General features: G+C 65.8%; 12 protein-coding genes. 3 read left to right on the top strand and 9 right to left on the bottom strand.

Annotation, left to right across the window (positions count from 1 at the left end; all coding sequences use genetic code 11):
• Positions 1-78 precede the first annotated feature (78 nt).
• From JWQ90_RS24250 to JWQ90_RS24220, 7 genes are all read right to left on the bottom strand, one after another.
• A complete protein-coding gene (locus JWQ90_RS24250) occupies positions 79-945 on the bottom strand; it encodes an alpha/beta hydrolase (protein WP_299697596.1) in 867 nt (288 codons plus the stop codon).
• A 190-nt stretch (positions 946-1,135) separates the two neighbouring features.
• On the bottom strand, positions 1,136-2,017 hold the full coding sequence (gene ubiA / locus JWQ90_RS24245; RefSeq protein ID WP_299697595.1) for a 4-hydroxybenzoate octaprenyltransferase: 882 nt from the start codon (positions 2,015-2,017) through the stop codon (positions 1,136-1,138).
• Positions 2,014-2,388, bottom strand: coding sequence for a type II toxin-antitoxin system VapC family toxin (locus tag JWQ90_RS24240; RefSeq protein WP_299697594.1), 375 nt, complete (start codon positions 2,386-2,388; stop codon positions 2,014-2,016). Before JWQ90_RS24240 ends, ubiA begins: the two co-directional genes overlap by 4 nt.
• Positions 2,385-2,705, bottom strand: a complete 321-nt coding sequence (locus JWQ90_RS24235; RefSeq protein ID WP_299697593.1) for a hypothetical protein — start codon at positions 2,703-2,705, stop codon at positions 2,385-2,387. Before JWQ90_RS24235 ends, JWQ90_RS24240 begins: the two co-directional genes overlap by 4 nt.
• A 61-nt stretch (positions 2,706-2,766) precedes the next feature.
• Positions 2,767-4,878 (bottom strand): ATP-dependent DNA helicase RecG, encoded by a 2,112-nt coding sequence (gene recG / locus JWQ90_RS24230; protein WP_299697597.1) that lies wholly within the window; start codon positions 4,876-4,878, stop codon positions 2,767-2,769.
• A 130-nt stretch (positions 4,879-5,008) separates the two neighbouring features.
• Positions 5,009-5,404 carry a Rid family detoxifying hydrolase gene (locus JWQ90_RS24225; protein WP_299697592.1) on the bottom strand — a complete coding sequence of 132 codons (396 nt, stop codon included), beginning with the start codon at positions 5,402-5,404 and terminating at the stop codon, positions 5,009-5,011.
• Between the two features lie 18 nt (positions 5,405-5,422).
• Positions 5,423-6,166: a TerC family protein gene (locus JWQ90_RS24220; protein ID WP_366919586.1), complete on the bottom strand. Its 744-nt coding sequence runs from the start codon at positions 6,164-6,166 to the stop codon at positions 5,423-5,425.
• A 211-nt stretch (positions 6,167-6,377) separates the two neighbouring features.
• On the opposite strand from JWQ90_RS24220, the gene JWQ90_RS24215 reads away from it, so the two are divergent.
• On the top strand, positions 6,378-7,511 hold the full coding sequence (locus JWQ90_RS24215; protein ID WP_299697590.1) for a glycosyltransferase family protein: 1,134 nt from the start codon (positions 6,378-6,380) through the stop codon (positions 7,509-7,511).
• Between the two features lie 91 nt (positions 7,512-7,602).
• Here JWQ90_RS24215 and JWQ90_RS24210 read toward each other — a convergent pair whose 3' ends face one another.
• Both JWQ90_RS24210 and msrB read right to left on the bottom strand, forming a co-directional pair.
• Positions 7,603-8,298: a type 1 glutamine amidotransferase gene (locus JWQ90_RS24210; protein WP_299697588.1), complete on the bottom strand. Its 696-nt coding sequence runs from the start codon at positions 8,296-8,298 to the stop codon at positions 7,603-7,605.
• A 9-nt stretch (positions 8,299-8,307) separates the two neighbouring features.
• Positions 8,308-8,712, bottom strand: coding sequence for a peptide-methionine (R)-S-oxide reductase MsrB (gene msrB, locus JWQ90_RS24205; RefSeq protein ID WP_299697586.1), 405 nt, complete (start codon positions 8,710-8,712; stop codon positions 8,308-8,310).
• A 109-nt stretch (positions 8,713-8,821) separates the two neighbouring features.
• On the opposite strand from msrB, the gene JWQ90_RS24200 reads away from it, so the two are divergent.
• Both JWQ90_RS24200 and JWQ90_RS24195 read left to right on the top strand, forming a co-directional pair.
• Positions 8,822-9,493 (top strand): lysoplasmalogenase, encoded by a 672-nt coding sequence (locus JWQ90_RS24200; RefSeq protein ID WP_299697585.1) that lies wholly within the window; start codon positions 8,822-8,824, stop codon positions 9,491-9,493.
• Positions 9,494-9,677: 184 nt separating this feature from the next.
• On the top strand, positions 9,678-11,667 hold a 1,990-nt coding region (locus JWQ90_RS24195), incomplete at its 3' end, for a M13-type metalloendopeptidase (protein WP_299697584.1).

Genomic DNA, 11,667 nt, shown 5'->3' with positions numbered 1-11,667 from the left:
GTAGGAGCGGTCCTTGACCGCGATTGGGACCTTGCAGCGAACAATCGCGGTCAAGGACCGCTCCTACAGCTCCAGAAATCAGCGGCGCAGGTAACGGTCCAGAAACTCGATCCCCGCCTCGACCGCCGGTCCATCACTCAGAAACGCCAGGATATGCCCGCGCCCGCGCAGCACGAACAGCTCGCAGGGCACGCCGGCCGCATCGAGCAGCGCCTTGTAGTCCTCGGCGTGATCGATCGGCACCAGGCTGTCCATGCCGCCGTGATACAGGAACACCGGCGGATCGCCGGCGTCGACACAAGTCACCGGCGAAGCCGCCTGGTACTCGGCGGGCTTGTGCGCGCGGTCGCCGCCGATCAGCTGCGGCACCAGCTTGCCGGCCGGCCACTTGCTCAGATCGGTCGGCGTGCCACCGGCGACCACCGCCTGCACCGCAGCCCCGGGCTTGCCGAGCGGCCCGCTTTCACCGATACCACCGAGCAAAGCTGCCAGATGCGCGCCGGCGGAATAGCCGAACGCCGCGATGCGCTGCGGGTCGATCCGATACACCGCCGCATTCGCGCGCATCCACAGCACCGCCTGCTGCACGTCCTGAAACTGCGCCGGGGAAATCGAGCCCGGCGCCAGGCGATACGTCGCATTCACCGCGACGTAGCCGCGCGCGGCGACACGCCTGGCGATGCCGGCGACCTGCTCGCGGTCGCCGCTATCCCAGCCGCCGCCGTGAATCACCAGCACCGCCGGAAACGGACCCTTGCCCTTGGGAACGTAGACGTCGGCCTTCAATGCCTGCGGCCAGTCCGGCGGCGTGAACACGACGTCGCGACGGACTTCGTAGTCGGTATCGACCCGCTGCGGCGCGAGCCCGCCGGGCCGGCCCTGATAGCTCGTACAACCGGCGGCACCGAACAGTGCGCCCAACAGCAGGCTCAGGAAACGCAGCAAGGGACTTCTCCAACGGGATCGATGGCTGTCATTACGAAACAATGCCGCTGAACGTCGCGGAAACACGGTTCAATCCGCAACTGTAGAAGCGGTCCTTGACCGCGATTGTGCATTGCAAGGCTTCAATCGCGGTCAAGGACCGCTCCTACAGGTGGGTTTCAGCCAGTGAGATCCACCATTACATCAGCAACTACATCAGAGCCAGCAGCAATCCCAGAAAAACCAAAGCCCCAAAAAGATTGTTGTTCAAAAACGCCTTGAAGCACTGCGCCGGGTCGCGATTCCGCGTCAGCCGCGCCTGATGAACAACCGTCAGCGCCGCGCCGGCCAGGCCGGCGAAGTACGGCCATGCCAGATGCCGATACGCGCCAAGCGCCGCCAGCAGCGCGAGCGATACAAGCTGCAGCCCGATCACCAGCGCACGATCGGCGCGGCCGAAGAATATCGCGCTCGATTTCAGGCCGAGCTTCAGATCGTCTTCGCGATCGGCCATCGCGTAGTACGTGTCGTAGGCGACCACCCAGCACAGGTTCGCCAGCATCAGCGCGGCCACTTCACCCACCGGCACGACATCGCGCACCGCCGCATAGGCCATCGGGATGCCCCATGAAAATGCCAGCCCCAGCACCGCCTGCGGCACGCTGATGAATCGCTTCATGAACGGATACGCGGCGGCGATGATCACGGCCGGTACCGCCAGCATCAGCACCTGCAGCCGGTGCAGCGAAGTGGTCAGGCCGAACGCGATCAGCGCCAGCACCACGGCCAGGCGCACCGCCTCGTCGGCACGCACCAGGCCCGCCGCGATCGGCCGGTCACGGGTCCGCGCAACATGGCCGTCGAAGTCGCGATCGGCGTAATCGTTGATCACGCAGCCGGCGGCGCGCATCAGCACCGTGCCGAGCACGAATACGACCAAGACTTTCAGCGGCGGCAATCCGCCGGCCGCTAGCCACAGGCCCCACAGCGTCGGCCACAGCAGCAGATAGATGCCGATGGGCTTGTGGAAGCGCATCAGGCGCCAATATGCGGCGAGCTGACTGCCGGGGCTGCGGCCTAAAGACGCATTCATGCGAACAGTTTCAGGCCACGCATCGAAAACACGGTGAAATCTTTGACGTTGCCGGTCAGCAATTCCGCGCCGGAACAGATCGCCGTAGCGGCTACCAGCGAGTCAATTCGGAGGCCGCGCCGGCGACCTGCCTGGTTGAACAGCTCGGCCGCCAGTTGCGCATGTCTCGCATCCAGCGGCTCGATCCTATCTTCAATGAAATCCAGGCAACGCTCGACATCGCTGGCAATGACCGGACCGCAAAGATATTCGTACCAGACTACCGAACAGACACCGACCCGCTCGCCTGCAGCAACGCGATCGATCAGCGCGTGCCCCAGTGCGAGCCAACGCGGTAGCGCGATCAAGGCATTGGTGTCGAGATGAATCACTTCGCGCGCTTGCCACGGGGCTTGACGTCCACGCGCTGTTGACGCGCATCCTCATCGGCGAGGCGGTCCGCGCGCAGCTGTGCGATCACGGCGCGAGTCTCCGCAGCGGTGCGTGTCGGCCCGTTTTTGCGGTAGTACTCGACCACTTCCATCGGCGTCATTCTCGTAGGTTGCGCCTCGATCTGCGCGGCTGCGCTCTTGACCGCTCGGCGGATCACTTCTGCCTGCGAAGTCTTCCAGCGCCCGGCCAGCGAACGAATTGCATCCGCAGTGTCGCGATCCAGCGCATAGGTGGCACGAACTGACATCAGGGCCATGTCCGGCTCCAGTTATGGTATGTCGTTATGGTATGCCGCCTCATGCCGCGATTTCAACGCATCAGACCTGCCCATACTTCTCCACATCCCCAACCCAGCGTGCGATCAGCCGCTGAGCGTCCAGCGGATAACGCTCCAGCCATTCGTCTGCGAGCTGCTGCAAGGGCGGGATCAGCGCCGAATCGCGCACCGGCTCGGCGATCTTCAGGCCGACGACGCCGGTCTGGCGCCGGCCGAGGATTTCGCCCGGGCCGCGCAGCTCCAGGTCGGCCTGGGCGATCTTGAAGCCGTCGGTGGTCGAGCGCATCGTCTCCAGCCGGCTCCGGGCCGATTCCGACAGCGGCATCTGGTACATCAGCACGCACTGGCTCGCGGTCGCGCCGCGGCCGACGCGGCCGCGCAGCTGGTGCAGCTGCGCCAGCCCGAGACGCTCGGCGTTCTCGATCACCATGATGCTGGCATTGGGCACATCGACACCGACCTCGATCACCGTCGTCGCCACCAGCAGCTGCGTGCTGCCATCCTTGAAGTCGCGCATTTGCGCGTCTTTTTCCTCGGACTTCAAACGTCCGTGCACCAGGCCGACACGCAGATCGGCCAGATCCGCGCGCAGCCGTTCGGCGGTGGCTTCCGCCGCCTGCGCGTCGAGCTCGTCGGACTCCTCGATCAGCGTGCACACCCAGTAAACCTGGCGTCCGGCGCGGCAGGCTTCCGCGATGCGCGCGAGCACCTCGTCGCGCTTGCTGTTGTTGACCACCACCGTCGCCACCGGCGTGCGGCCCGGCGGCAGCTCGTCGATCACCGATACGTCCAGGTCCGCGTACAGCGTCTGCGCCAGCGTGCGCGGGATCGGCGTCGCCGACATGATCAGCTGGTGCGGCGAGCTGCCCTGCGGCCCCTTGTCGCGCAGCGCCAGACGCTGCTGCACGCCGAAACGATGCTGCTCGTCGACCACCACCAGCGCCAGCCGGTCGAAGGCCACGCTCTGCTGAAACACCGCATGCGTGCCGACCACCAGCGGCGCCACGCCGCTGGACACGCGCGCCAGCCGGCGCTCGCGCTCGGCCTTCTTCATCTTGCCGGCCAGGTATTCGACCTCGACCTCCAGCGGCGCGAACCACAGCGACAGGTTCGCGTAATGCTGCTCGGCCAGCAGCTCGGTCGGCGCCATCAGCGCGCTCTGATAACCGGCGCGCGCCGCGGCCAGCATCGCAGACGCGGCGACCACGGTCTTGCCGCTGCCGACATCGCCCTGCACCAGGCGCAGCATCGGCCGACGCGCGGCGAGATCGCTGCCGATTTCGGCGATCACGCGCCGCTGCGCCTGGGTGAAACGGAACGGCAGCACCGCTTCGAGTGCATCGGCGCTGCGCTGCAGATCGGCCAGCTGCGGCGCCGGCCGCGTGCGCACCTGGCGGCGCAGCAGGCGCATGCACAGCTGGTGCGCGAGCAGCTCCTCGCGGATCAGCCGCTGCTGCGCCGGATGCCGGCCTTCGATCAGCAGCGCGGTCTCACTCGCGCCCGCCGGCGCATGCAGCGCGCGCAGGGCCGGCAGCGAATCCGGGCTGGGCAGGCCCGGCAGCTGCGCCGCCAGATGCACGTCGCTCGCGGCGAGCTTCAGCGCGGCCTCGATCAGGCGGCGCAGGCGCGGCTGGGCGATGCCGGCGGTCAGCGGATAGATCGGCGTCAGCGCATCGCTGATCTGGAACGCGGCCGCATCGTCGGCAACGCGATATTCAGGGTGCACCATCTCCGGCCCGGAGGTGCCGAAGCGCACGCTGCCAAAAGCCTGCACCCAGCGGCCGGGGGCGAAAGCCGCCTGCTGGCCCGCATTGAAATGGAAGAAACGCAGCAGCAGCCCGCGCGGCGGGTCCGATATCACCACGCGCAACTGGCGGCGGCCGGCGTAGCGCACGTCGGCGACCTCGACCCGCGCGCGCACCAGCGCGTCCTGTCCGTCCACCAGATCGGCGAGCGCAGTGACGTGGCTGCGGTCCTGGTAACGCAGCGGCAGATGGAACAGCAGATCGCCGATCGTCTCGAGCCCCAGATTGCGCAGCACGCCGGCCAGCTGCGGGCCGGCGGCGCTCCAGTCGGCGAGGCGCGTGCGCAGGTCGACAGGGCCCGGCGCGGACGGCTGCTGGCTGTGGGATTTTTCGGCGCGTGTGGCCAGAGCGGCAGTCCTTCAACTCATCGAAAGATGAAACCAACCGCCGCTCGCGCCGTAGGTCGGCAATCCCTTGCCGACGTGCGACCTCGATTGCGTAACTGGGGCCTCACGTCGGCAAAGGATTGCCGACCTACTAATCGATCACCAGCACCGCATCGGCCTCGACCCGCGCGCCCTTGGGCAGTGCGGCGACGCCGATCGCGGCGCGGGCCGGGTAGGGCTCGCTGAAGTATTTGCCCATGATCTCGTTGACCTTCGGGAAATGCGTCAGGTCGGTCAGATACACGTTGAGCTTGGCGACATGCGTCAGCGAGGCGCCGGCGGCTTCGGCCACCGCAGCGAGATTCTTGAAGACCTGGTGGATCTCGTCCTCGATCGTCGCGTTGACCAGGGTCATGGTCTTGGGGTCGAGCGGAATCTGGCCCGACATGTACACGGTCGTGCTGGCGGTATTGCCGCAGGCGACCGCCTGCGAATAAGTGCCGATCGCGGCAGGCGCGGCGTCGGTGTGGATGATGCGGCGGCTCATGGCAATCCAGTCCTACCTTCAATGGTGTCGCGATGGGGTCGCGGGATGCTCAAGCTTGTGCCGCAGCCGCAGATTCAGCAACTCCACTGCGACCGAGAACGCCATCGCCACGTAGACATAGGCCTTCGGCACGTGGATGTGGACGCCGTCGACGATCAGCACCAGGCCGATCATGATCAAAAACGCCAGCGCCAGCATCTTCACGGTCGGGTGGCGATCGACGAAGGCCGCCAGCGGGCCGGCGAAGAACATCATCGTGATGATCGCGATCGTGATCGCGGTAACCATCACCGGCAGGTTCTGGGTCATGCCGACCGCGGTGATCACCGAGTCCAGCGAGAACACGATGTCGAGGATCATGATCTGCACGATCGCGGACACGAACGACGGCGCCTTGATCTTCGATCCGGCCTCGCCCGCGGCCGGATGGCCGCTGAGCATCTCGAGGATTTCGGTGCCGGCCTTGTACAGCAGGAACAGGCCGCCGAAAAACAGCACCATGTCGCGGCCCGAGGCGCCGAAGCCGGCGACGGTGATCATCGGTTCGGTCAGGCCGGCCAGCCAGGCCAGCGAGAACAGCAGCAACACGCGAGTGACCAGCGCGCCGGCCAGACCCAGCGTGCGCGCACGCGCCTGCTGCTCCTTGGGTAGCTTGCCGGCGATGATCGACAGGAAAATCACGTTGTCGATACCCAGGACGATTTCCAGGGCGGTCAGCGTAAACAGCGCAGCCCAGAGTTCGGGGCTGGCCAGTGCTTCAATGGTCATTTATTTACAGGAATGGTGGGATCGCGTACCCGCAGATCATAACCTTTGAATCCATTTGTAACGAACTGCGCCTGTAACGAGCTGTGTAGCGCGCTGTGTAACGCGCTGTGTAACGAAAACTTCTTGTAACGATCATCAAGCCGGCAACTGGCGTCTCCAGACTGACATTGGGAAAACACATTCCCGGTACCATCTGGAGTAGCCGATGCGTATTGCCTACGGAGTCATGGGTTACGGGCGCGGGCACGCGATGCGCAGCCTCAGCGTACTGCCGGCGCTGATGCAGGAGCACGAGGTCACGGTATTCACCGCCGGCGACGCCTACGACGTGCTGGCACCGTTGTTCCCGACCGTGCGCATCCCGATGCTCGGCTATCGCTACAACGAGCGCGGCGGGCATTCGCTGCCGCGCACCCTCAGCGAAAACGCCGGCCCGCTCGCCGACCTGCTGCTCGGCGGCCCGGGCATCGACCAGATGACGCGCGAGTTCCAGGATCGCGGCATCCAGCTGGTGATTTCCGACAGCGAAGCCTGGAGCCATCGCGCGGCGCAAAAGCTCAAGCTGCCGCGGATCAGCTTCGACCACGTCGGCATCATCGCCTGGTGCAAACCGCACTTCCCGGCGGACCTGTGGCTGGCCGGCATGCGCGACGCGATGGGCTATCGCGCGCTGATGGGCCAGCCCGATCGCACGCTGATTTCGAGCTTCTACCAGGCCGAACCGCGGCTGCCTACCACGCGCATCGTCGGCCCGATGCTGCGCGACGAGGTGCTGTGCGCCAGTGCTGGAGGACGGCCGAAGTCCAAGGACTTTCTGCTGGCGTATTTCAACAAGGGAGAGCACCAGTTCCGGCCGCATGTCGAGCGCGCGCTGCGCCTGCTCGATCAGCCGGTGGTCGTCTATGGCACGCCGCGCCGCGGCCGGCAGGACAATGTCGACTATCGCGCACCGAGCAACGAGTGGTTCATCAACGATCTGGCGCAGTGCCGTGCGGTGATTTCCACTGCCGGCAATCAGCTGATCGGCGAAGCCATCCACTTCGGCAAGCCGATCCTGGCACTGCCGGAGCAGGCCTTCGAGCAAAGACTCAACGCCTGCATGATCGAGCGCATGGGCGTGGGCATGCGCGCCGACATCGCGACGCTGACCCCCAGCGACATCGACCGCTTTCTCGGCAATGAAAACTGGTATCGCTCGCACATGAACGAGCACGCGCGCGACGGCCGGCTCGACGCGATCGAAACGCTCCATCGGTTCATCGGCGAACTGGTGCGGCAACCGTCGCGGGCCAAGACGATGCGCAGGAGAAGCAAGCCGGCGATGGGCGCGGCGGTTTGAGCAACACGTAGGTTGGGGTGAGCCTGCGAACCCCAACGTCGGCGCGGAACGAATGTTGGGGTTCGCAGGCTCACCCCAACCTACCTGCGACCTACCTGCGATCGGACAACCACTGTTCCAGCAAGCCGCAGAGCAGCGTGTTCGCGTGGGCGAAGCGCGACAAATCTTCACGCATCCGCTCCACCGGCTGCACATGAGGCCCCGGCCGCGGATGCCCCTGCTCCAGCCACAGGCGCACACCGGCCGAAGTCACTTCCGGATGGAATTGCAGGCCGATCACGCGGCCGTCGTCGAACGCAAACGCCTGCTGATCGCAGGCCGCGCTGAACGCGAGCCGCGTTGCCGCCGGCGGCAGTTCGAAGCGATAGCCATGCCAGTGAAACAGCGGCAAGCTCGCCGGCCAGCCTGACATCGGCGCGAACGCGCGGCCGGCATCGCTCAGCTCGACATCGAACCACCCGATCTCACGATGGGCATTGCGCAGCACTTTCGCGCCAAGCTGTTCCGCAATCAGTTGCGCCCCCAGGCAAATGCCGAGCACGCGCTGGCCGCCCGACAAAACCGAGCGCAGAAAGCGCTTCTCGTCGACCAGCCAGGGATGCGCGCCCTCCTCGTCGACATTCATCGCGCCGCCCATCACCAGCAGCGCGTCGAACTCCGCGAGCGACGGCAGCGCATCGCCCTCGTACAAGCCGCTGCGCGTCACCGTGTGGCCGCGCGCCGCGAGCCAGGGCGCGATGCAGCCGAGGTCATCCTCGGGCGCGTGCTGCAGCCAGTGCACGCGCATCACCAGGCCCTAGCGTTGCTCGAACTTCAGCGCGGCGGAGTTGATGCAGTAGCGCTCGCGCGTCGGTGCCGGGCCGTCCGGGAACACATGGCCCAGGTGCGCATCGCAGCGGCCGCAAGTGACTTCGACGCGGCGCATGCCGTAGCTGTTGTCCTCATGCGTCGCGATCGGCGCGTCGGCGGCCGGGCGGAAGAAGCTCGGCCAGCCGGTGCCGGATTCGAACTTGGCGCGCGAATCGAACAGCGCCGCATCGCAGCAGACGCAGTGGAATACACCGTCGCGATGGTCGTCCCAAAGTCCGCCGGTGAACGCGCACTCGGTGCCGCCGTGGCGCGTAACCTGGTACTGCTCGGGCGTCAGCTGGGCGCGCCATTCGGCGTCGGTCTTGACGATTTTGTCGATAGTCGCAGTCATGGGAGTCCTCAGGAGTGTTCCGGCAGCTCGTGTAGGCTTAGTCTGCCGCAGATCCACAGCGTTCGACGAAGATCGAGCCAGCGCATGCATTTTAAAGGGGAGTCAGCCGATGCCAGTGATACAGCCCGTCCACTTTATAGGCGCGGCGCTGATCAGCGGCCTGCTGGCGATCACCTGCGAAGTCGTCGCCGAGCGCGGTGGGCAGCGACCGCGCGCGTTCTATTTGCTGAAGCCCCTGACCAGCGCGCTGATTGCGGCCTCGCTGTTCGCTGCCCCGCAGCGGCCGGACGCGCTGCTGGTCGCCGCCTTCGCCTTCGCGATCGTCGGCGACATCGCGCTGATGTTCGACGGCGACAAGGCGTTTCTGGCAGGGCTCGGCAGCTTCTTCATCGCACATGTCGCGTTCGTCGCCGAGTTCATGGCCGGCGTCTCCGGCTGGCACGTCCCGCTGTGGACGCTGGCCTTTGTGATCTACGCGCTGGCGTTCTTCATCTGGCTGCTGCCGAAGACCGGCGCGCTCAAGATCCCGACGCTGGCCTACGGCCTGGTGCTGACGGTCATGGTCCTGGCCGCGGCCGCCGCCCATGCCGCGATGCCGGGCGCGGCAAGCCGGCTGGCACTGATCGGCGCGCTGCTGTTCGGCCTGTCGGACTCGGTGCTGGCGGTGCGCCAGTTCGTCGGCCCGTATCGCGGCGCGCAGCCGTTGATCCTGTCCAGCTACTGGCTGGCGATCGGCCTGATCGCGATGTCGCGCTGGCCGGGCGGCTGGTCGGCCGGATAGCGCGGCGATCAACCCGTAGGTCGGCAATCCCTTGCCGACTTGCGACGTCGGATGCGTAACCGGGGCCTCACGTCGGCAAGGGATTGCCGACCTACCGTTGGCCGAGTTCGCCGGTCTGGGCCACAATCGGCGGCTTGGAGTCGCCGATTGTGCCGGCGGCTCCGCCCCTCTTGGAGATTGATTGATGATGAAGAACCTTCTGGCAGGCGCGTGCTGCGTGCTGCTGCTGGCCGCCTGCGGCAAGAAGCCGGCCCCGGCTCCCGCCGAACCCACCGCCGCGCCGGCCCTGAGCTCGGGCGTCGACAAAGCCAATTTCGACGCCGGCGTGCGTCCGCAGGACGACCTGTACCAGGCGATCAACGGCACCTGGCTGAAGAACACACCGATCCCGGTCGACCGCTCCAACTACGGCTCCTTCACCAAGCTCGCCGACGACGCCGAAGCGCAGCTGCGCGTGATCATCGAGGAGCTGTCGACCAAGACGGGCAAGACTCCGGGCAGCATCCAGCAGAAGGTCGGCGACTACTACGCCAGCTTCATGGACGAAGCCAGCATCGAAGCCGCCGGCATCAAGCCGGCCGCGCCGGAACTCGCGCGCGTCGACGCGCTGAAAGACAAAAAAGACCTGCCGGCGCTGATGGCCGAGCTGGCGCGCAACGGTGTCGCCACGCCGCTGTTTCCCTATGTGCACCAGGACGCCAAGGATTCCACCCAGTACGCCGGTGATTTCTACCAGGCCGGCCTGGGCCTGCCCGACCGCGACTACTACCTGATCGACGACGACAAGTTCAAAGGCATCCGCGCGGCCTACCTGGCGCACATGCAGAAGATGTTCGAGCTCGCCGGTCTCAATGACGCCGCCAAAACCGCCAAAGACGTGCTGGCGCTCGAAACCCAGATCGCCAAGGTCCAGTGGGACAAGGTCGAGAACCGCGATCCGGTCAAGACCTACAACCCGTACGAGCCCGCCAAGCTGGCGACGCTGACCAGCGAGATCGACTGGGCCGCGTATCTGCCGGCGGTCGGCTACGGCTCGCTGAAGCAGGTGCTGGTGTCGCAGCCCACCTACGTCACCGGCCTGGGCAAGCTGATCAAGAGCACGCCAATCGAAACCTGGCGCTCGTATTTCAAATGGCATGTGCTGCACACGCGCGCCGGCCTGCTCAACAAGGCGATCGTGGACGAAGACTTCGCGTTCAACTCCAAGACCCTCAACGGCGTGCAGGAAATCCGTCCGCGCTGGAAGCGCGGCGTCGACGGCATCGAAACCTCGATGGGCGAAGCGGTCGGCCAGGTCTATGTCGAGCGTCACTTCCCCGCGGCCAGCAAGGCGCGCATGGAATCGCTGGTCAAGAACCTGCTGAAAACCTACGAGAGCGCCATCGGCGGCCTCAGCTGGATGAGCGACGAGACCAAGAAAGCGGCGCTGGTGAAGCTGTCCAAGTTCACCTACAAAATCGGTTATCCAAACAAGTGGCGCGACTACTCCAAGCTCGAGATCAGCAGCGGTGATGTCGTCGGCAACAGCATGCGCGCGGCCGCGTTCGAGTACGACCGCAATACGGCCAAGCTCGGCAAGCCGATCGACCGCGAGGAATGGGGCATGACGCCGCAAACGGTCAACGCCTACTACAACCCCGAGATGAACGAGATCGTATTCCCGGCCGCGATCCTGCAGCCGCCGTTCTTCGACGCCAACGCCGAGGACGCGGTCAACTACGGCGGCATCGGCGCGGTGATCGGCCACGAAATCAGCCACGGCTTCGACGACCAGGGCGCGCAATACGACGGCGACGGCAATCTGCGCGACTGGTGGACGCCGGCCGATCACGCGCAGTTCGCGGCCAAGACCCAGGCACTGGTCGCCGAGTACAGCGGCTTCAGCTTGCAGCCGGGCTACAACGTCAAAGGTGCGCTGACTATGGGCGAGAACATCGCCGACAACTCCGGCGTCGCCATCGCCTACAAGGCCTATCGGATTTCACTGAACGGCAAACCGGCGCCGGTGCTCGACGGCTACGGCGGCGACCAGCGCTTCTATCTCGGCTTCGCCCAGATCTGGCGCGAGAAAGGACGCGAGAATTTCGAGATCGAGATGATCAAGACCGATCCGCATTCGCCGGGGCCGTTCCGCGCCAACGGCAGCGTCGTCAACCAGCCGGGCTTCTATGCGG

The sequence above is a fragment of the Hydrocarboniphaga sp. genome (assembly GCF_028291725.1).
Lineage (GTDB): Bacteria > Pseudomonadota > Gammaproteobacteria > Nevskiales > Nevskiaceae > Hydrocarboniphaga.
The sequence above is the reverse complement of the archived record's forward strand: the minus strand, read 5'-3'. Positions and strand labels throughout refer to the sequence as shown.